This is a genomic window from Acinetobacter sp. GFQ9D191M, from assembly GCF_011174875.1.
Taxonomy (GTDB): domain Bacteria; phylum Pseudomonadota; class Gammaproteobacteria; order Pseudomonadales; family Moraxellaceae; genus Acinetobacter.
On the sequence record NZ_JAALGV010000077.1, the window covers coordinates 522 to 20,783 of the forward strand.

Sequence of the window (20,262 nt, forward strand, 5' to 3'; positions counted from 1 at the left end):
CGTAGAAATGTCAGTAGAACTGATCCACCCAATCGCAATGGACCCAGGTCTACGTTTTGCGATCCGTGAAGGTGGTCGTACAGTTGGTGCTGGTGTAGTTGCTAAAGTAACTGCATAATCATAGAATAGAAAATAAGCTGGAGTTTCGGCTCCAGTTTATCTACAGGCCAGTAGTTCAATTGGTAGAGCGTCGGTCTCCAAAACCGAATGTTGGGGGTTCGAGTCCCTCCTGGCCTGCCAAGTTTTTTTCAAAAGACGCTTGATGTCGGCAAAACTGGTCATATAATAAGTCGCGAAACCTACGACGAGTACAAAAATGTCGAATGATAAATCACGCGACGCATTAAGCGAAGCGGCAATTCCTCAAAGAAATAATCCTGCTGTAGATGTAAGTTCTGGTTCTCCATTAGACATTGCTCTATGGGTTATCGCCTTGATTTTATTGGTCGGTGCTATGATGGTAAACCAATATTTACCTGCATACTGGGCGCCTGCGAATGATATTTGGGTGCGCGTTGGGGTAATTTTGGCTTGTATCGTTGTGGCATTCGGTTTATTATACGCCACCCATCAAGGCAAAGGCTTTGTTCGTCTTCTTAAAGATGCACGAATCGAGTTACGTCGAGTGACCTGGCCTACCAAACAAGAGACTGTGACCACATCTTGGCAAGTCCTTGCTGTTGTAGTGATTGCAGCCATTGTTCTATGGTGCTTTGACTATGTTTTAGGCTGGTTAATGAAGTTTATTATCGGGTAAGAGAGCTATGAAACGTTGGTACATTATTCATGCCTATTCAGGTTATGAAAAACAAGTGATGCGTTCGCTTAATGATCGAATCCAGCGTAGCGCTGTTGCCGATAGCTTTGGTGAAGTCCTTGTTCCTACCGAAGAAGTGGTAGAAATGAAGGATGGCAAGAAGCGTAAATCAGAGCGTAAGTTCTTTCCTGGCTATGTATTAGTCGAAATGGAAATGAACGATGACACTTGGCACATCGTGAAAGAGTGTCCAAAAGTACTTGGCTTTATTGGCGGTACGGCTGAAAAACCGGCTCCAATTACGCAAAAAGAAGCTGATGCAATCCTTGCACGTGTACGCAATACTGGTGAAGCACCGCGTCCTAAGACCATGTTTGAACCAGGCGAAGAATTACTCGTAATTGACGGTCCATTCACTGACTTTAAAGGTGTGGTGGAAGAAGTGCTTTACGACAAGTCACGCTTAACGCTGACGATTAACGTATTTAACCGACCAACTCAGGTTGAACTGGAATTTCGCCAAGTCGAAAAAACAGTTTAATTTGTTCGGGTTGAAAACGCCTGATTTGCGTGCAAATCAGGCATTGTTGTTGTAACGGTATCGTTACTTGAAATCATTGGGGAGCCTAGCGGCGTTTGCACCCAGAGGTAATTTGAAATGGCTAAGAAGATTGACGGCTATATCAAGCTGCAAGTTCCAGCTGGTAAAGCGAATCCATCTCCACCGATTGGTCCTGCACTAGGTCAACGTGGTGTTAACATCATGGCATTCTGTAAAGAATTCAATGCTGCGACACAAAAAGTTGAAGCTGGTCTGCCAATTCCAGTCGTGATCACTGTGTACAACGACAAGTCGTTCACATTCATCATGAAAACTCCACCTGCTGCTGTTCTTCTTAAGAAAGCTGCTGGTATCCAGAAGGGTTCTTCTGTACCTAACAAAACTAAAGTTGGTAAGTTGACTCGTGCTCAATTGGAAGAAATCGCGACTACTAAAGAACCAGATTTAACTGGTGCTGATTTAGACGCGCGTGTACGTACCATCGCTGGTTCTGCACGTTCTATGGGCTTGGAAGTGGAGCTATAAGACATGGCAAAGTTAACTAAACGTCAAAAAGCCATTGCTGCTGCTGTAGAAGCACAGAAAGTTTACACTTTAGAAGAAGCTGTAGAAGTTCTTACTAGCCTTCCAGCTGCGAAATTCAAAGAATCTTTGGACATCGCTGTAAACCTAGGTGTTGACCCTCGTAAATCTGATCAGGTTGTTCGTGGCGCGACTACTCTTCCTGCAGGTACTGGTAAAACTGTACGCGTAGCTGTATTTGCTCAAGGCGCTGCTGCTGAAGCTGCGAAAGAAGCTGGTGCAGACGTTGTTGGTTTCGACGATCTTGCTGAAAGCATCCAAGGCGGAAACCTTGACTTCGACGTAGTGATTGCTGCTCCTGATGCAATGCGCGTTGTTGGTAAACTGGGTACGATTCTTGGTCCACGTGGATTAATGCCAAACCCTAAAGTGGGTACTGTAACTCCTGACGTTGCTACTGCAGTTAAAAATGCAAAAGCTGGTCAAGCACGTTACCGTGTAGACAAAGCGGGTATCATCCATGCTGCAATCGGTCAAGTAGGTTTCTCTGCTGAAGCTGTTCGTCAAAACGTTGAAGCTCTTGTAGCTGACCTTAAGAAAGCAAAACCTGCTACTTCTAAAGGTGTTTACATTCAAAAGATCACTCTAAGCTCTACTATGGGTCCTGGTCTGATCGTTGATGTAGCAAACGTTTCTAAATAAGTTTTAACTTATACAGAATTTTAAAGCCCTGAGTAAGTTTTAAAGCACTGCTTTAAAACTTACGCAAGAAGAAACCGGTTTCGGACTACTTGCGAACTTAGGCAGACTTTGAATTGATAAATGTAAATTTATCAGCGTCAAAGACCTCAGGCGAGGGGAGTTTTATGCTTTCCTCTTAATACTCCAGCCTGCGTAGACGCGGTGGTGTGATTTGTTCATCCTCCGCGTGTGATTTCAGAGATGAATTCACGAATTGGGAGTGTGCTTGTGATCAGGCACATAAATCACCGTTAGGAGGTTTTACAATGGCTCTTCTTATTGAAGGCAAAAAACAGATCGTAGCTGAAGTAAGTGAAATTGCTTCTACTGCATTTGCCGCTGTTGTTGCTGACTACCAAGGTTTAACAGTTGAGCAATTAACTGCTCTTCGTGTTGAAGCTCGTAAACTAGGTGTTAAAACACGTATCGTGCGTAACACTCTGGCTAAACGCGCTCTTCAAGATACTCAATTCAATATCTTGAACGACAGCCTTGTTGGCCCAACAATCTTAGCTTTCTCGACTTCTGAAGACGACATGGGTGCAGCTGCACGCTTGTTCGAAGAATTCGCAAAAACTAACAAAGCATTCGAACTTAAAGCTGCTGCATTTGATGGCAAAGTTTACGAAGGTGCTGAAGTTAGCGTAATCGCGAACCTTCCGAACCAAGAAAAAGCGCTTACTATGCTTGCAAACGTTCTTCAAGCTCCTATTTCGAAATTGGGTCGCCTTATTACTGCGCTCAAAGAGAAAAACGAGTCAGAAGCTGCATAAGCTTAAATTTATTTCCACACCATTCAATTTCCATTTGGAGTTATTCTCATGGCTTTAACTAACGAAGAAATCCTAAACGCAGTTGCAGAAAAAACTGTTCTTGAACTTGTTGAACTAATCTCTGCTTTCGAAGAGAAATTCAACGTATCTGCTGCTGCTGTTGCTGTAGCTGCTGCTCCTGGCGCTGCTGCTGCTGCTGAAGAACAATCAGAATTCAACGTTGAGTTGACTTCTTTCGGTGCGAACAAAGTTGCTGTAATTAAAGCAGTTCGTGAAGCTACCGGTCTTGGCTTGAAAGAAGCTAAAGACATGGTTGAAGGCGCACCTACAGTTCTTAAAGAAGGCGTTTCTAAAGAAGAAGGCGAAGAGCTTAAGAAAAAACTTGAAGAAGCTGGTGCTACAGTTACTCTTAAGTAATTTCTTAAAGGAGCTGGTTTTTTTATAATCGGCTCCAAAAATTGGCTGATGGCTCTTGGGTCATCAGCCTTTTTGCGTTACAATAATCGGCTCGATTTTTGTTTGCATGATATAAAATTCATACAAATTAAAAATAAACATAATGAACAAACGCTTACCAATATTTTTCATTAAAAAAATATTGTTAAGCGTTTTAATACCACTAAAAATTGCAGCATTTGTAAAGAGTGGTGGCCATATCGGCCAGCGTAATTCCTTCTGAGCCCGTTCTGCAGGCGGGCTTGGTTTACACTTTCCGAGGACTCCAGATGGCATACTCATATACCGAAAAGAAACGGATCCGTAAGAATTTTGGTAAATTGCCTAGCGTCATGGATGCTCCGTACCTGCTCGCGATTCAAGTCGACTCGTACAGAACATTCTTACAAGATGGCAAATCACCAAAAAACCGCGAAGATATCGGTCTCCAAGCCGCATTTCGTTCAGTTTTTCCTATTGAAAGTTATTCTGGCAATGCTGCTTTAGAATTCGTTGAGTATAGTCTTGGTAAGCCTGAGTTTGATGTACGCGAATGTATCCTTCGTGGCTCAACTTATGCAGCACCAATGCGCGTAAAAATTCGTTTGATCCTGAAAGATCGCGAAACTAAATCAATCAAAGACGTACGTGAACAAGAAGTCTACATGGGCGAAATGCCGCTTATGACAGACAACGGTACTTTCGTCATTAACGGTACCGAGCGTGTAATCGTATCGCAATTGCACCGTTCACCGGGCGTATTCTTTGACCACGATAAAGGCAAGACTCACTCAAGCGGTAAAGTCCTTTATTCAGCTCGTATCATTCCTTACCGTGGTTCATGGTTAGACTTTGAATTCGATGCCAAAGACCTGGTCTACGTACGTATTGACCGTCGTCGTAAATTGCTTGCGACTGTGGTGCTTCGTGCGTTGGGTTATGCCAACGAACAAATTCTCGACATGTTCTACGAGAAAGTACCTGTGTATCTGGACATGGGTAGCTACCAGATTGACCTTGTTCCAGAGCGCCTGCGCGGCGAAATGGCGCAATTCGATATTGCTGACAAAGACGGTAAAGTCATTGTTGAACAAGGTAAACGTATTAACGCACGTCATGTACGTCAAATGGAAGCATCTGGTCTTGAGAAGCTTTCTGTTCCTGATGAGTACCTGTACGAACGTATCACTGCTGAAGATATCCCACTGAAAGATGGTGATGTGATTGCAGCCAATACTGTTCTGAGCCATGAAATCATGGTGAAAATTGCAGAAGGCGGTGTGAAACAGTTCAACATCCTGTTCACTAACGATATCGACCGTGGTCCGTTCATTGCGGATACATTACGTGCTGATACGACAGTAAGCCGTGATGAAGCGCTTGTAGAAATCTACAAAGTCATGCGTCCAGGTGAGCCACCAACAAAAGAAGCTGCTGAGAACCTGTTCAATAACCTGTTCTTCTCTTCTGAGCGTTATGACCTGTCTCCAGTCGGCCGTATGAAGTTTAACCGTCGTTTGGGTCGTCCTTACGAAGTAGGTACTGACCAGAAGTCACGCGAAGTTGAAGGCATTCTCTCGAATGAAGATATCACTGATGTATTAAAAACATTAGTAGAAATCCGTAACGGTAAAGGTGAAGTCGACGATATCGACCACTTGGGTAACCGTCGTGTTCGTTCTGTGGGTGAAATGACTGAGAACCAATTCCGTGTAGGTCTGGTTCGTGTAGAACGTGCTGTTAAAGAACGTTTGTCTCAAGCTGAAACTGATAATCTGTCTCCGCAAGACCTGATCAATGCGAAGCCAGTGGCTGCTGCAATCAAAGAATTCTTTGGTTCAAGCCAGTTGTCTCAGTTCATGGACCAAAACAATCCGTTGTCTGAAATTACACACAAGCGTCGTGTATCAGCACTTGGGCCTGGTGGTTTGACTCGTGAACGTGCGGGCTTCGAAGTACGTGACGTACATCAAACTCACTATGGTCGTGTATGTCCAATTGAGACCCCTGAGGGTCCAAACATTGGTTTGATCAACTCTCTGTCTGTTTACGCCAAATGTAACAACTTCGGTTTCCTGGAAACTCCATACCGTAAAGTGGTTGATGGCCGCGTAACTGATGACGTTGAATACCTGTCTGCGATTGAAGAAGTAGGTACTGTGATTGCACAGGCCGACTCTGCAGTAGATAAAGACGGCAACCTGTCTGAAGAATTCGTTTCTGTACGTCACCAAGGTGAATTCGTACGTATGCCTCCTGAAAAAGTGACGCATATGGACGTATCTGCTCAACAGGTTGTATCTGTAGCAGCATCACTGATTCCGTTCCTTGAGCACGATGACGCCAACCGTGCATTGATGGGTTCGAACATGCAACGTCAGGCTGTTCCTACGTTAATCGCTGACAAACCACTGGTTGGTACCGGTATGGAAGCGAACGTAGCACATGACTCTGGTGTATGTGTAATCGCGAAACGTGGTGGTCGTATTGAATTTGTTGACGCTTCGCGTGTCGTGATTCGTGTCAACGAAGACGAAATGGTTGCAGGCGAAGCAGGTGTAGATATCTATAACCTGATCAAATACACACGTTCTAACCAGAACACTTGTATCAACCAGAAAGTTCTTGTGAACCTGGGCGATAAAGTAGGTCGTGGCGACGTTCTGGCTGACGGTCCATCAACTGATGGTGGTGAGCTAGCATTGGGTCAAAACATGCGTGTAGCGTTCATGACTTGGAACGGTTACAACTACGAAGACTCGATCTTGTTATCTGAGCGTGTTCTTCAAGAAGACCGTTTAACGTCTATTCACATCCAGGAACTTTCATGTGTTGCACGTGATACCAAACTGGGTGCTGAAGAAATTACTGCCGATATCCCGAACGTGGGTGAAGCAGCGCTTTCTAAACTGGACGAGTCAGGTATCGTTTACATCGGTGCTGAAGTGACCGCGGGTGACATCCTGGTAGGTAAAGTAACGCCTAAAGGTGAAACTCAGTTAACTCCTGAAGAAAAACTGCTTCGTGCAATCTTCGGTGAAAAAGCGGCTGACGTAAAAGACTCTTCTTTACGTGTTCCATCGGGTACTAAAGGTACTGTGATCGACGTTCAAGTGTTTACACGTGACGGTCTTGAGAAAGACGAACGTGCTCAGGCAATTGAAAAAGCTCAGCTTGATGCTTACCGTAAAGACTTGAAAGAAGAATACAAAATCTTCGAAGAAGCAGCACGCGAACGTATTGTTCGTCTGTTGAAAGGTCAGGAATCTAACGGTGGCGGTACTACTAAACGCGGTGACAAACTGTCTGAAGAATTGTTATCTGGTTTAGAGCTGGTTGATCTGCTTGATATCCAACCAAGTGATGAAGCAATTGCTGAACGTTTAACTCAAATTCAAGTGTTCTTAAAAGAGAAGAGCCTTGAAATTGATGAGAAATTTGCTGAGAAAAAACGCAAACTTTCTACAGGTGACGAACTGACAACTGGCGTATTGAAAGTTGTTAAGGTTTACCTGGCCGTTAAACGTCGTATCCAGCCTGGTGATAAGATGGCGGGTCGTCACGGTAACAAGGGTGTAGTTTCTAACATCCTGCCTGTTGAAGACATGCCGCACGATGCCAATGGTGTACCAGTAGATATCGTACTGAACCCGCTCGGTGTACCATCACGTATGAACGTCGGTCAGATTCTGGAAACTCACTTGGGTATGGCTGCTAAAGGTCTTGGCGATCAAGTCGATAAGATGCTGAAAGAACAGCGTACAGTTCTTGAACTGCGTGATTTCCTAGACAAGATTTATAATAAGGTTGGCGGTCAGCAAGAAGATCTTGACAGCCTGACTGATGAAGAAATCTTGAAACTGTCTGGTAACTTGCGTAAAGGTATTCCTCTGGCAACTCCAGTATTTGATGGTGCTGAAGAAGGTCAGATCAAAGAATTACTTGAGCTTGCTGGCTTGTCACGTACGGGTCAAACTGTATTGTATGATGGCCGTACTGGTGAACGTTTCGACCGTCCTGTAACTGTAGGTTACATGTACATGCTGAAACTGAACCACTTGGTTGACGACAAGATGCATGCGCGTTCTACTGGTTCTTACTCTCTGGTAACGCAACAGCCGCTGGGTGGTAAAGCACAATTCGGTGGTCAGCGTTTCGGTGAGATGGAAGTCTGGGCACTGGAAGCATACGGTGCAGCATATACGCTTCAAGAAATGCTTACTGTGAAGTCGGATGACGTTGAAGGCCGTACCCGTATCTATAAGAACATTGTAGATGGTAACCATTATATGGACCCAGGTATGCCTGAATCGTTCAACGTATTGACCAAAGAGATCCGTTCTTTAGGTATCAACATTGAACTGAAAAATGGTGACTAAGAAATCTCCCCCGACCCCTCTTTAAGAAAGAGGGGAGAAAGTCCCCCTTTATAAAGGGGGTTTAGGGGGATTCTTGAGATTCCCGAATTTCAGTAAAAAACAATATTTGTGACCCAGTCGGGAAGTGAAAATCTCCTCGACACACGGAGAAAAAAATTGAAAGACTTGCTCGATATCATGCGCAAAAAGACGGATTCCGACGGTCATGCTCCAGTAGAGTTTGATCGCATCCGTATTGGTCTTGCGTCACCAGAAATGATTAAGTCGTGGTCTCATGGTGAAGTTAAAAAGCCAGAAACCATTAACTACCGTACGTTCAAGCCTGAGCGTGACGGTTTGTTCTGTGCCAAAATCTTTGGTCCAGTAAAAGATTACGAATGCTTGTGTGGTAAATACAAGCGTATGAAATACAAAGGCGTCATTTGTGAAAAATGTGGCGTTGAAGTAACAACTGCGAAAGTTCGTCGTGAGCGTATGGGTCACATCGAACTAGCTTCTCCAGTTGCACACATCTGGTTCCTGAAATCACTGCCTAGCCGTATCGGTCTTTTATTAGACATGACGCTACGTGATATCGAACGCGTATTGTATTTCGAATCTTACGTTGTAACTGACCCAGGTATGACTCCATTTGAGAAATACCAACTTCTTAACGATGAAGAATACTTCAATGCGTTAGAAGAACACGGTGATGAATTCACTGCGAAAATGGGTGCAGAAGCGGTTCAAGACCTGCTTAAAGATATCGATCTTGAAGCTGAAATTGCGCGTCTTCGTGAAGAAATTCCAAATACAACTTCAGAAACTAAGCTTAAAAAAGCCTCTAAACGTCTGAAATTGATGGAAGCATTCAACGATTCGAACAACAAGCCAGAATGGATGGTGATGAACGTACTTCCTGTACTTCCACCAGATCTTCGTCCGCTTGTACCACTTGAAGGTGGTCGTTTCGCGACTTCTGACCTGAACGACCTTTACCGTCGTGTGATCAACCGTAACAACCGTTTGAAACGTCTTCTTGACCTTGCGGCTCCAGATATCATCGTACGTAACGAAAAACGTATGTTGCAAGAATCTGTAGATGCATTGCTGGATAACGGTCGTCGTGGTCGTGCAATTACAGGTTCGAACAAACGTCCGCTTAAATCTTTGGCAGATATGATCAAAGGTAAACAAGGTCGTTTCCGTCAGAACTTGTTGGGTAAACGTGTCGATTACTCTGGTCGTTCGGTAATTACCGTAGGTCCAAGCTTGCGTTTACACCAATGTGGTCTTCCTAAGAAAATGGCGCTTGAACTGTTCAAGCCATTCATCTTTGCGAAGCTGCAAGCATCTGGTCAAGCAACAACCATTAAAGCTGCGAAGAAAATGGTTGAACGTGAAACTCCAGAAGTTTGGGATGTTCTTGCCTCTGTGATTCGTCAGCATCCAGTAATGTTGAACCGTGCGCCGACCCTTCACCGTCTAGGTCTTCAAGCATTTGAACCTATTCTGATTGAAGGTAAAGCGATCCGTCTTCACCCACTCGTATGTGCTGCGTTCAACGCCGACTTCGACGGTGACCAAATGGCGGTACACGTACCATTAACACTTGAAGCTCAGTTAGAAGCTCGTGCGTTAATGATGTCGACCAACAACATTCTGTCTCCAGCGAACGGTGAGCCAATCATCGTACCGTCTCAGGACGTTGTCTTGGGTCTTTACTACATCACTCGTGATGCGGTAAATGCCAAAGGTGAAGGCATGGTATTCGCGGACACTGACGAAGTGAACCGTGCGCTTGCGACTGGTCAGGTAGATATGCACGCTCGTGTGAAAGCACGTGTACACCAAACCGTGATCAACGAAAACGGCGAACGTGAACAGCAAACGATTATCGTAGATACGACTCCTGGTCGCTGTCTGCTTTGGGAAGTTGTGCCTGAAGGTATGGACTTCCAGCAAATTAACGTTGAGATGACCAAAAAGAACATCTCTAAGTTAATCAACTCTTGCTACCGTAAACTGGGCTTGAAAGACACTGTTATCTTCGCTGACCAATTGATGTATCTTGGCTTCCGTCAAGCGACTCGTTCTGGTGTTTCTGTTGGTATGGAAGACATGGTCATTCCACCACAAAAACAGGCGATTATCGGTAAAGCAGAAGCTGAAGTTCGTGAAATCGAACAACAGTTCGAACAAGGTTTCGTAACTGCCGGCGAACGCTATAACAAAGTTGTCGATATCTGGGCGCGTACAAACGACCAGGTAGCAAAAGCGATGATGGACAACTTGTCATTCACGACTGTTAAGAACAAACAGGGTGAAGACGAGAAACAGAAATCATTCAACAGCATTTACATGATGTCTGACTCTGGTGCCCGTGGTTCCGCAGCTCAGATTCGTCAGTTGGCTGGTATGCGTGGTCTGATGGCGAAACCGGATGGTTCGATCATTGAAACGCCTATTAAAGCGAACTTCCGTGAAGGTCTGACAGTACTTCAGTACTTCATTTCAACACACGGTGCACGTAAAGGTTTGGCCGATACAGCACTGAAAACAGCGAACTCTGGTTACCTTACTCGTCGTCTGGTAGACGTTGCGCAAGACTTGGTCATCACTGAGCCGGATTGTGGTACGTTGTCTGGTCTTGTCATGACTCCGTTCATTCAAGGCGGTGACGTGATCGAGAACCTGGGTACTCGAGTACTGGGTCGTGTAGTTGCTGAAGATGTGAAACGTGCGGGTACTGAAGAAGTTATTCTGCCGCGTAATACATTGATCGACGAAAAACTTGCAAACTACCTGGAAGAGCAAGGTGTCGATGAAGTTAAAGTACGTTCAGTCGTATCTTGTGAATCTACTTTCGGTGTTTGTGCGAAATGTTACGGTCGTGACCTTGCACGCGGTCACTTGGTAAACCCAGGTGAATCTGTAGGTGTTATGGCTGCTCAGTCGATTGGTGAGCCGGGTACACAGTTAACCATGCGTACGTTCCACGTAGGTGGTGCTGCGAGCCGAACTTCTGCTGCAAATAGCGTACAAGTTCGTAACAAAGGTACTGTACGTTTCCACAACGTGAAAACTGTACAACATGCCAAAGGTCACTTGGTATCAACTTCACGTTCAGGTGAAATCGGTATTGCAGATGACTTAGGCCGTGAACGTGAACGTTACAAACTGCCATACGGTGCGTCTATCTTGCTGAAAGATGGCGAAGCTGTAGAAGCAGGCGGTATCGTAGCGACTTGGGATCCACATACACATCCACTTGTAACAGAAGTAGCTGGTAAAGTTCGCTTCAGCCAGATCGCTGATGGTGTAACTGCAACATCGAAAACTGATGATGCAACTGGTATGACTACTGTTGAAATTTTGCCTGTAACAGCACGTCCTGCTTCTGGTAAGGATTTACGTCCAGCTGTTGTGCTTGACACAGTAGATGGCGGCGAACAGTTCTACTTCTTGCCACAAAACACCATTCTTTCTGTCCGTGATGGCGAAACCATTGGTGTGGGTGACGTAATTGGTCGTGTACCACAAGAATCTTCACGTACTCGTGATATTACCGGTGGTCTGCCACGTGTTGCTGACTTGTTCGAAGCGCGTAAACCGAAAGAACATGCAATCCTTGCAGAAGTTTCAGGTGTTGTAAGTTTCGGTAAAGAGACCAAAGGTAAAAACCGTCTGGTGATTACTCCGGATGATGGTTCTGAGATCTACGAAGAGCTGATTCCGAAATGGCGTACCATTAACGTGTTCGAAGGCGAACATGTGAACCGTGGTGAAACTATTTCTGATGGTCCACAGAACCCGCATGACATCTTACGTTTGAAAGGTGAAGTGGCGTTGACCAACTACATCGTGAACGAAGTTCAGGACGTTTACCGTCTGCAAGGTGTAAAAATCAACGACAAGCATATTGAAGTGATCGTACGTCAGATGCTGCGTAAAGTTGATATCACTGATGGTGGCGATACAAGCTTCATCAAAGGTGAACAAGTGGATTACATCCGTGTGATGCAAGAGAACCAAGCTGTTCTTGCGCAGAACAAGTTCCCTGCGAAGTTTGAACGTCAATTGATGGGTATTACCAAAGCGTCGCTTTCTACTGACTCGTTCATCTCTGCTGCATCGTTCCAGGAAACTACTCGTGTGTTAACTGAAGCGGCTGTAACAGGTAAAGAAGATGATCTACGCGGTCTGAAAGAAAACGTAGTTGTAGGTCGTCTGATCCCAGCGGGTACAGGTCTCGCTTACCACTTAGAGCGTCGTCGTCAAGAAGCAGAAGCTGCAGAATTTGAACTGCACAATGACTTCTCTGATGTAGATCAAGCGTTGAGCCAAGCATTCAGCGATGAATTTAACGGTCTGTAATTAGCCGCTAAATCATTTTAAAAAGCCACCTTCGGGTGGCTTTTTTATTTCTCAAATTATACATATTTATATCGCTAGAAAAGGTCAGATTGTCTGGAAGTTACTTGTCCTAAATATAGATAAATCATCAGCAAAACATGATCTTTCATGAGCTCTTTACAAAATAAATCATGAGGGTTTCAAGATTTAACATCTTGTTATGAATCGCTCCTTAAAATCAGGTTAATCTTAAGTCAAAGCACGAAGGAAGGCCAAGATCATGAAAAAGTTAATGAGCGTAATGGCTGTTGCAACTATCTCCACTTTTATGTTGGCAGGCTGTGAAAATATGTCTGCTAAAGATCAGCGTATTGGCGCAGCTGCGCTCGGTGGTGCAGTGGGTGGTGGTGTAGGTAACAGAGTGGGTGGTGGTGTTGGTGCAGCAGTTGGCGGTGGTGCCGGTGCAGCAGTCGGCAGTAAAGCTCAAGGTGGTTCAAACCGTAATGCGACCTATAGTGGTGTCGGTGGTGCTGTAGGTTCTGCAGTGGGTAAAAGCATCTTTGGCGGTACAGGTGGTGCTGCAATTGGTGGTGCCATCGGTGGTGGTGCTGGTGCGGCGATTGAGCAGAATAACCGTCGTCGTTAATCGACAGAACGATCCTCCAGATAGATTTAAAAGCGCCTCAATGGCGCTTTTAGTTTATTCAATTTCGTTATTTAGCTTCTCGAGGCTTGCCTTTGCTCTGTTTAAGGCGGATATAAACGGTCTTTTGTACCTCAGCGATACGCACACCGGAATCATCATAAATATTAAGCTGATACTGGCGATAAACCGGACTATGGTTAGCTGCCAGTTCTTTTACTGTTTGTACTTCCTGCTTGGAAATCCGGATGTCAGCATAGACTGTTCCGCGTCCTGGCGCCAGAAACTGAATGGTAGAGCTTTTATCCCAAACAATGTATTTCGGACCAAGATGATGCATCAGCAATAACATATAAAAAGGGTCGACCATGGAATACAGGCTGCCACCAAAATGTACTCCCACAATATTCTGATTCTTGCGAGTCAGTGGCATTTTCACGCGAACGTGATAATTGGCAAAGTCCATTTCATCAATGACAATGCCTGCTCCACGATAAGGGGCATAGCGATTCAGGATAAATTTGGATAATAAAGGCAGTTGCTGAATTTTTCGTAATAGGCTCATGCGGATATTCTTTTTTCTGGTCTTGTATGCATACTAGAACAACAAAAATAAGCTGGCATTGATAAATCGTGCCTATTTCAACAATAAAAGAGTCAATCAGCGAATAAGGATACATCTATGCAAAGACATAGCCAGTGGGTAGATACCAGCGATCATCAACGTCTCTATGTGAAAACCTGGGGTGAGCCTGAGCGACCGGCTTTGGTGCTGGTTCATGGTTATCCTGACCATCAGGATGTCTGGGAAGCGGTGATTTCTCACCTCGTTCAGGATTATTTTGTGGTGACCTATGATGTACGCGGAGCAGGAGACTCTAGCGTTCCCAAGAAAATTCGGGATTATCGTCTGGAACGTCTGTGTGCAGATTTAGAGCAAGTGGTCGATCAGGTCTTGCCAGGACGAGCTTTCCACCTTGCGGCTCATGACTGGGGGTCAATCCAGGCTTGGGAAGCAGTCACCGAACCTAAATTTAAAGGCCGGATTTTGTCTTTTAGCACCATGTCAGGTCCATGTCTGGATCATGCTGCTTTCTGGATGCGTGAACAGTTTAAACAGTATAAGGCCAAGTTTTTTAAACAGATGACCAAGTCTTGGTATATCGCGGTATTCCAGCTACCTTTTATAGCACCTACAGCATGGAATTTCTTTAATGCAGAACGTTGGGGCAAAATGATCAGTCAGCTGGAACAGCAGGAAAATCTGCCGCTAAACCAGAATATTGTCAAAGACGGCAAATATGGCGTCAATCTGTATCGGGCGAACTTTCTACCACGTTTATCTCGACCTAGACAGCGTTTTGCGATCTGTCCGGTACAGGCAATTGTGCTCAAAAAGGACCAGTTTGTTGGCCCGGATCTGATTGATGAAATGCCAAAATGGGTGGAAGATTTTTCCCGGGTAGAACTGAATGCCAATCACTGGGCTATCCTAAGCCAGCCGAAACAGGTGGCTCATCTGATTCATAATTTTATTCAGCAGAAATTAACAGCGACCATCTGATACGGAGATTGGGAACGTGACTCGGCAAGGGATAAGTGGAAGAATTTTTATCCGGATTTTCTGATAAAATAGCCGTTTTCTCTCATTCCCAATTCATTATGTTCGCAATTCTTGCTGCTATTGGAGTCATGTTTGGACTCTCATTGGCACGTGTACCTGTGGTTTTTGCCCTGGTCATTGGTGCTGTTACGGGTGGTTTGCTGGCAGGTCTTGGCCTCCAGGGAACTTTAGATGCATTTAACAATGGTCTGGGCGGCGGCGCTAAAATTGCCTTGGCTTATGGCATCTTGGGTGCTTTTGCTTTGGCCTTGGCACGTTCCGGTTTGCCTGACTTGCTGGCCTATAAAATGATTACCACCTTAAAAGGTGAGGCATCAGAAAAGGCACAGAACAAGGTTAAATATCTGATCTTCTGTACCGTCGCATTGGCTGCCGTTTTCTCACAAAACGTGATTCCGGTACACATTGCCTTTATTCCGGTTCTGATTCCACCATTATTGCTGGTATTTAACCATCTGAAGCTGGATCGCCGTTTGGTGGCCTGTCTGCTGACCTTTGGTCTGGTGGGAACATATATGCTGGTTCCAGTCGGTTTTGGTGCCATCTTCCTGAATGATATTCTGGGCCATAACATCAATACCTTTGGTAAACCTTATGGCTTTGAGATTACTTATGACCAGATTCCCGCTGCGATGGCGATTCCGGTCTCAGGTATGTTCGTGGGTTTGCTGGTGGCCATGTTTATCAGCTACCGTAAGCCGCGTCTCTATAAAGATATCCATGTGGAACAGCAGCAAAGTATCTCTGCTGAACTGGGTGTAGAACAAAAATCAGCGAAACCGCAAATTGCCAAACTGACCATCTGGATGGCAGCGATCGCGGTGATTGCAACTCTTGTGGTACAGCTCTATTCAGATTCCATGATTCTTGCCGGTCTGGTCGGTGTCGCAATCTTGAGTTGTGCCGGAATCTTTAAATGGAAAGAAGCAGATGATGTGATCATCACCGGTATGCGTATGATGGCCCTGGTTGGCTTTATCATGATTGCCGCGCAAGGTTTTGCTGCCGTGATTGAGGCAACAGGACAGGTTCCTGCGCTGGTTGAAGCGTCGGTTGACTGGATTGGTAATAGCCAGGCACTTGCCGCCTTTTTAATGTTGTTGATTGGTCTGCTGATTACTCTGGGTATCGGTTCATCATTCTCTACCATTCCGATTCTGGCGATTATTTATGTACCGCTCTGTATTCAATTTGGTTTTAGTCCTGCAGCAACTATTGCGATCATTGGGACTGCGGCTGCTTTGGGCGATGCCGGTTCTCCAGCATCAGATTCAACTTTAGGCCCAACATCCGGTCTGAATATGGATGGTCAGCATGACCATATGAAGGATAGTGTGGTTCCAACCTTCATTCATTTTAATATTCCGCTTATCATTTTTGGCTGGATTGCAGCCATGGTTCTGTAAGTCCTTTTTATAATCTGCTCTGATATAAATCGGAGCAGATTTGCCTAGATTTAAAATAAATTATAAGATGTATTTAAAATATATATTTAAATAAAAAATTAATATAAACCTGATTATTTTACTCTGAATATTATTATTTTAATCTGATTAAATTACTGGGTATTTAAAACCAACCAATATGGTCAATTTAAAATAAATATATAATAATTACATATACTTAAATAATAAATAAAATTTATTTTTATAATCTCTATTGCATAATAATTTAAGCCATGTTTATTATTAATTAAGAAATATTTTCTTAATAATTATTCTTCCCTTGGGGGTATTTTAAAATGTTAAAGCAAGTAGCTCTTATTGCATTAATGGGTCTTTCAGCATCTGCGATGGCAGGGCAATGGCAAGTGAAAGTGGGGGCTTCTGTATTAGCGCCTACTCAGGAAACTGACCTGATTCCTGGTGTAGTTGAAGATGCTAAAGCAAGTAGCGAACTCAATTTTACTCCTTCAGTCGAATATTTCTTCAATGACAATATTTCAGCCGAATTATTATTGGCTACCCCATTTAAACATGATGTTGAGATGGCGGGTGATGTGAAAATTGCATCATTAAAACATCTACCACCAACGATTACAGCCAAATATAATTTTAAAAATTCAAGCCGCTTTACTCCATATATCGGTGTAGGTGCTACAGTATTCATTCCATGGGATGAAGAATTTAGCCAAACTGCAAAAGACGCATTAGGTGCATTAGATGTAGCAAAGCTTGATGCAGATGTTGCTTATGGGGTAGCTGGCCAAGTCGGCTTTAACTTCCAGCCAGCGGATGCAAAAAACTGGGGTGTCTTTGTTGATGCACGTTATGCAGACTTAGATACAGATCTGGAAGCAAAGACTGCTGATGGGACAAAAATTAATTTAGGTGAATTTGGAATCGATCCTTGGGTTTATACGATCGGTTATAGCTATAAATTCTAAGCTCCAATTTTTTGGTTCACTTTTCCAAAAGCCTCATCCTGAATGGGGCTTTTTTTCAAAATAACAACGATTTATAACGTATTGAAATTGAGCAGATTGGCAATACTCAAATATATTAAAACGAATAAAGTAAATATTAATTGAATACGACTTAATAATAAGGAAGATCAAAGCATGAGTTTTTTGTCGAAGAGTCTTTTGATCTTCAGCACGCTGTTTATTTCACAGAGTTATGCTGCCAGTTTTAATTGTCAGAAAGCGACAACCGCGACTGAGAAAACAATTTGTGAACATCGTTTGCTGAATGATGCTGATGTCAAAATGAGTACCAGCTATAACATCTTGCGCCGTATGGTGCCGATGGGAACACGTTCGGTGATTCAACGCGATCAGGTGAAATGGCTGCAGTTTCGTGACCGTTGCCAGGAATCCATATCCTGCTTGAGTCAGGTCTATAACATGCGTCAGCAGCAGCTGGATCTGCATTTTGATCGTATCTATAAAATGGGGCCTTATTAAGTCTTGTCCATCCCATCAATTAGACTGATAAAAATGAAAGCCATAAAAATATTTTTTGCGAAAAAATTATTTTGAGGCTATTGAAAATTATTGAACTCACTCCATTCATATAGGCAACAGTTAACATCTGTATCTAAAATAATAGGAGTGATTCATGAGCGATTTAAGCGTACAAAAACACAGTTTCCAGGCTGAGGTAGCGCAGTTACTGCACCTCGTGACCCATTCGCTTTATTCAAATCCTGAAATTTTCCTGCGTGAATTAATTTCTAATGCTTCAGATGCGTGTGACAAATTACGTTTTGAAGGGATCAACCATCCTGAATATTATGAAAATGATCCTGACCTTCGCGTTCGTGTCAGCCTCGATCCAGAAAATAAAACTATTACCATTTCAGATAACGGGATCGGTTTAAGTCAGCAAGAAGCCATTGAAAATCTGGGGACGATTGCCAAATCAGGGACCAAAGACTTTATGTCAAAACTGACGGGTGATCAGAAAGCTGATGCGCAGCTGATTGGCCAGTTTGGTGTCGGTTTCTACTCAGGCTTTATTGTGGCTGATAAGATTACTGTAGAATCACGTCGTGCCGGTACGGATACCTCAGAAGGGGTGCGCTGGATCAGTGGCGGTACTGGTGAATTCGAAGTTGAACAGATCACTAAAGAAGGTCGTGGTACCGATATTATCCTGCATCTGCGTGAAGATGCACTGGATTATCTGCAAAGCTATAAAGTCAAACAGATCATCAACAAATACTCAGATCACATCAGCCTGCCAATCCAGATGCAAAAAGAAGTCTGGCAGGAAGAAGAAGCTGCTGAAGGTGAAACACCAAAAGGCGGTCAATATGTGAAGACCGATGAGTGGGAAGCGATTAACTCGGCCAGCGCACTGTGGACTCGGAATAAATCTGAGATTACTGAAGAGCAATATACCGAATTCTATAAAAACCTAACCCATGATTTTGCTGCACCATTGGCTTGGGCGCATAACCGTGTTGAAGGTAGTACTGAATATACCCAACTGCTTTATATCCCAAGCAAAGCGCCACAGGATATTTTCACTCGTGAAGCCAAGGCCGGCATCAAACTCTATGTGAAACGTGTCTTCATTATGGATGATGCGGATAACCTGATTCCAAACTATCTGCGCTTTGTACAGGGCGTGGTAGACAGTGCCGATCTGCCATTAAATGTGAGCCGTGAATTGCTGCAGGAAAGCCGTGATGTGAAAACCATCCGTGAAGGTAACACTCGCCGTATTCTGACCACTTTGGATAATCTGGCAAAATCTGAAGATGAAAAAGATCAGGAAAACTTCAAAACTTTCTACCGCGAATTTGGTGCGGTGCTGAAAGAAGGTCTGGGTGAAGATTTCGGTAACCGCGAACGTATCTTGAAACTGCTGCGCTATGCAACTTCGACCAATGATGAGGTGAGCACTTCATTGGCAGACTATAAAGCACGCATGAAAGAAGGCCAGAAAGCGATTTACTACATTACCGCTGAAAGCCTGAATGCTGCGAAAAACTCACCGCAACTGGAAGTATTCAAGAAAAAAGGCATTGAAGTATTGCTGATGTCAGAACGCGTCGATGAATGGGCAATGAACTTCGTGCATGAGTTTGATGGTACCCCATTGCAAAACGTATCTAAGGGTGCAGTCGACCTAGGTGATCTGCAAGATGCAGAAGAGAAAAAAGCACTGGAAGCTGCTGCTGAACAGTTCAAACCTGTGGTTGAAAAGCTGACAGATTCTTTGAAAGACAAAACCAAAGAAGTACGTGTAACGACTCGTCTGGTTGATTCACCAGCCTGTCTGGTCACAGGGGAAGGGGAGCTTTCTCCACAACTGATCCGTATGCTGAAAGATGCAGGTCAGCCTGTACCGGATGTGAAGCCGATTCTGGAGATTAACCCGGAACATCCATTGGTGAAAAAACTGGAAGGTTCTGCCCAGTTTGATGATCTGGCCAATGTGATCTTTGATCAGGCAATGATTGCAGAAGGTGGTCTACCAGAAAATCCGGCTGAGTATGTAAAACGTATTAACAGTCTATTGTTGGGTTAATTTTTATATTTCAAAAATCCCTCTACGGAGGGATTTTTTATGTTCTGAATTTAGCGCTTAAAACTTGGATTCCCCTTTAATGATTTAAAAAAGCGATAGCCAGAATAAAAAAATACCTTTAAGTTTTAAATCTGAAAAATAGATAATATTTTATATATTAATTTATAATAGCGATTATTAAGTTTAGAGAATTCTCCCATGAAAAAATCACTGATGATGAGTCTGAGTACAGTCATTCTGATGTCAATGAGCGCAGCCACAATGGTCGATACTGAGTCCAAAAAAGTGACTCGTAGCGATCGTATTAGTTTTCAGGCACCCATGAAAAAAGAAGCGCCAAAAGTAAAACGAATGCAGCGTACCGACCGCGCGGTATGGAATATGCCACAGATGGAACAGCCTTCTTTGCAGCAAAAACGTATGATTCGTAGTGATCGAATTGCCTTTACAACGGTTGAGCACCGCCAATAAAAACTTATTGGATTCAGACATTAAAAAGCCCATATTTTATG

The 20,262-nt window shown here is 43.9% G+C and carries 17 protein-coding genes, 1 tRNA gene and 1 pseudogene; 17 read left to right on the plus strand and 2 right to left on the minus strand.

Features of this window, described 5'->3' with window-relative positions:
- The 8 genes and pseudogenes from G5T77_RS11890 to rplL form a co-directional block, all read left to right on the plus strand.
- Window positions 1-118, plus strand: a pseudogene (locus G5T77_RS11890) (elongation factor Tu); the annotation flags it as partial.
- 46 nt (window positions 119-164) lie between these two features.
- Window positions 165-240, plus strand: a tRNA-Trp gene (locus G5T77_RS11895).
- 76 nt (window positions 241-316) lie between these two features.
- Window positions 317-757: a preprotein translocase subunit SecE gene (gene secE / locus G5T77_RS11900; protein ID WP_034704481.1), complete on the plus strand. Its 441-nt coding sequence runs from the start codon at window positions 317-319 to the stop codon at window positions 755-757.
- A gap of 7 nt (window positions 758-764) precedes the next feature.
- Window positions 765-1,298: a transcription termination/antitermination protein NusG gene (gene nusG / locus G5T77_RS11905; RefSeq protein ID WP_005232530.1), complete on the plus strand. Its 534-nt coding sequence runs from the start codon at window positions 765-767 to the stop codon at window positions 1,296-1,298.
- Between the two features lie 117 nt (window positions 1,299-1,415).
- On the plus strand, window positions 1,416-1,844 hold the full coding sequence (gene rplK / locus G5T77_RS11910; protein WP_004781668.1) for a 50S ribosomal protein L11: 429 nt from the start codon (window positions 1,416-1,418) through the stop codon (window positions 1,842-1,844).
- A gap of 3 nt (window positions 1,845-1,847) precedes the next feature.
- A complete protein-coding gene (rplA, locus tag G5T77_RS11915) occupies window positions 1,848-2,543 on the plus strand; it encodes a 50S ribosomal protein L1 (protein ID WP_004781669.1) in 696 nt (231 codons plus the stop codon).
- Between the two features lie 305 nt (window positions 2,544-2,848).
- Complete coding sequence (rplJ, locus tag G5T77_RS11920) at window positions 2,849-3,355, plus strand: 50S ribosomal protein L10 (protein ID WP_004781671.1); 507 nt, start codon at window positions 2,849-2,851, stop codon at window positions 3,353-3,355.
- A 48-nt stretch (window positions 3,356-3,403) separates the two neighbouring features.
- A complete protein-coding gene (rplL, locus tag G5T77_RS11925; RefSeq protein ID WP_004781672.1) occupies window positions 3,404-3,772 on the plus strand; it encodes a 50S ribosomal protein L7/L12 in 369 nt (122 codons plus the stop codon).
- Window positions 3,773-3,835: 63 nt separating this feature from the next.
- On the opposite strand, the gene G5T77_RS11930 is transcribed toward rplL, so the two are convergent.
- Entirely contained in the window at window positions 3,836-4,087 is a 252-nt protein-coding gene (locus tag G5T77_RS11930) for a hypothetical protein (protein WP_034170979.1), read from the minus strand.
- On the opposite strand from G5T77_RS11930, the gene rpoB reads away from it, so the two are divergent.
- From rpoB to G5T77_RS11945, 3 genes are all read left to right on the plus strand, one after another.
- A complete protein-coding gene (gene rpoB, locus G5T77_RS11935) occupies window positions 4,081-8,169 on the plus strand; it encodes a DNA-directed RNA polymerase subunit beta (protein WP_166134758.1) in 4,089 nt (1,362 codons plus the stop codon). The genes G5T77_RS11930 and rpoB overlap by 7 nt on opposite strands.
- Window positions 8,170-8,325: 156 nt before the next feature.
- Entirely contained in the window at window positions 8,326-12,525 is a 4,200-nt protein-coding gene (gene rpoC / locus G5T77_RS11940) for a DNA-directed RNA polymerase subunit beta' (RefSeq protein WP_004781676.1), read from the plus strand.
- A gap of 259 nt (window positions 12,526-12,784) precedes the next feature.
- Window positions 12,785-13,150, plus strand: coding sequence for a DNA transfer protein p32 (locus G5T77_RS11945; RefSeq protein ID WP_034170980.1), 366 nt, complete (start codon window positions 12,785-12,787; stop codon window positions 13,148-13,150).
- A 67-nt stretch (window positions 13,151-13,217) separates the two neighbouring features.
- Here G5T77_RS11945 and G5T77_RS11950 read toward each other — a convergent pair whose 3' ends face one another.
- Window positions 13,218-13,712, minus strand: a complete 495-nt coding sequence (locus G5T77_RS11950) for a DUF4442 domain-containing protein (RefSeq protein WP_159123442.1) — start codon at window positions 13,710-13,712, stop codon at window positions 13,218-13,220.
- Window positions 13,713-13,829: 117 nt separating this feature from the next.
- Here G5T77_RS11950 and G5T77_RS11955 point away from each other — a divergent pair, with 117 nt between their 5' ends.
- The 6 genes from G5T77_RS11955 to G5T77_RS11980 all read left to right on the plus strand — a co-directional run bounded on the left by G5T77_RS11955 (window position 13,830) and on the right by G5T77_RS11980 (window position 20,221).
- Window positions 13,830-14,711 carry an alpha/beta fold hydrolase gene (locus tag G5T77_RS11955; protein WP_166134761.1) on the plus strand — a complete coding sequence of 294 codons (882 nt, stop codon included), beginning with the start codon at window positions 13,830-13,832 and terminating at the stop codon, window positions 14,709-14,711.
- Window positions 14,712-14,809: 98 nt separating this feature from the next.
- The gene (locus G5T77_RS11960) at window positions 14,810-16,177 is read left to right on the plus strand and encodes a Na+/H+ antiporter NhaC family protein (protein ID WP_159123440.1); all 1,368 of its coding nucleotides are present in this window, start codon (window positions 14,810-14,812) and stop codon (window positions 16,175-16,177) included.
- Between the two features lie 335 nt (window positions 16,178-16,512).
- Window positions 16,513-17,157, plus strand: a complete 645-nt coding sequence (locus G5T77_RS11965; RefSeq protein ID WP_166134764.1) for an OmpW family outer membrane protein — start codon at window positions 16,513-16,515, stop codon at window positions 17,155-17,157.
- A gap of 174 nt (window positions 17,158-17,331) precedes the next feature.
- Entirely contained in the window at window positions 17,332-17,676 is a 345-nt protein-coding gene (locus G5T77_RS11970; protein ID WP_166134767.1) for a lysozyme inhibitor LprI family protein, read from the plus strand.
- Between the two features lie 154 nt (window positions 17,677-17,830).
- Window positions 17,831-19,750, plus strand: coding sequence for a molecular chaperone HtpG (gene htpG / locus G5T77_RS11975; protein ID WP_005232515.1), 1,920 nt, complete (start codon window positions 17,831-17,833; stop codon window positions 19,748-19,750).
- Window positions 19,751-19,948: 198 nt separating this feature from the next.
- Complete coding sequence (locus G5T77_RS11980) at window positions 19,949-20,221, plus strand: hypothetical protein (RefSeq protein WP_166134770.1); 273 nt, start codon at window positions 19,949-19,951, stop codon at window positions 20,219-20,221.
- Window positions 20,222-20,262: the final 41 nt, after the last annotated feature.

Excerpts from the sequence above, each read along its gene's own strand:
- G5T77_RS11960 (WP_159123440.1), top strand. The coding sequence starts at position 14,810 with ATGTTCGCAATTCTTGCTGCTATTGGAGTCATGTTTGGACTCTCATTG.
- rpoB (WP_166134758.1), top strand. The coding sequence starts at position 4,081 with ATGGCATACTCATATACCGAAAAGAAACGGATCCGTAAGAATTTTGGT.
- G5T77_RS11970 (WP_166134767.1), top strand. The coding sequence starts at position 17,332 with ATGAGTTTTTTGTCGAAGAGTCTTTTGATCTTCAGCACGCTGTTTATT.
- secE (WP_034704481.1), top strand. The coding sequence starts at position 317 with ATGTCGAATGATAAATCACGCGACGCATTAAGCGAAGCGGCAATTCCT.
- G5T77_RS11965 (WP_166134764.1), top strand. The coding sequence starts at position 16,513 with ATGTTAAAGCAAGTAGCTCTTATTGCATTAATGGGTCTTTCAGCATCT.
- htpG (WP_005232515.1), top strand. The coding sequence starts at position 17,831 with ATGAGCGATTTAAGCGTACAAAAACACAGTTTCCAGGCTGAGGTAGCG.
- nusG (WP_005232530.1), top strand. The coding sequence starts at position 765 with ATGAAACGTTGGTACATTATTCATGCCTATTCAGGTTATGAAAAACAA.
- rplL (WP_004781672.1), top strand. The coding sequence starts at position 3,404 with ATGGCTTTAACTAACGAAGAAATCCTAAACGCAGTTGCAGAAAAAACT.
- rplK (WP_004781668.1), top strand. The coding sequence starts at position 1,416 with ATGGCTAAGAAGATTGACGGCTATATCAAGCTGCAAGTTCCAGCTGGT.
- rplA (WP_004781669.1), top strand. The coding sequence starts at position 1,848 with ATGGCAAAGTTAACTAAACGTCAAAAAGCCATTGCTGCTGCTGTAGAA.
- G5T77_RS11980 (WP_166134770.1), top strand. The coding sequence starts at position 19,949 with ATGAAAAAATCACTGATGATGAGTCTGAGTACAGTCATTCTGATGTCA.
- G5T77_RS11955 (WP_166134761.1), top strand. The coding sequence starts at position 13,830 with ATGCAAAGACATAGCCAGTGGGTAGATACCAGCGATCATCAACGTCTC.
- G5T77_RS11950 (WP_159123442.1), bottom strand. The coding sequence starts at position 13,712 with ATGAGCCTATTACGAAAAATTCAGCAACTGCCTTTATTATCCAAATTT.
- G5T77_RS11945 (WP_034170980.1), top strand. The coding sequence starts at position 12,785 with ATGAAAAAGTTAATGAGCGTAATGGCTGTTGCAACTATCTCCACTTTT.
- rplJ (WP_004781671.1), top strand. The coding sequence starts at position 2,849 with ATGGCTCTTCTTATTGAAGGCAAAAAACAGATCGTAGCTGAAGTAAGT.
- G5T77_RS11930 (WP_034170979.1), bottom strand. The coding sequence starts at position 4,087 with ATGCCATCTGGAGTCCTCGGAAAGTGTAAACCAAGCCCGCCTGCAGAA.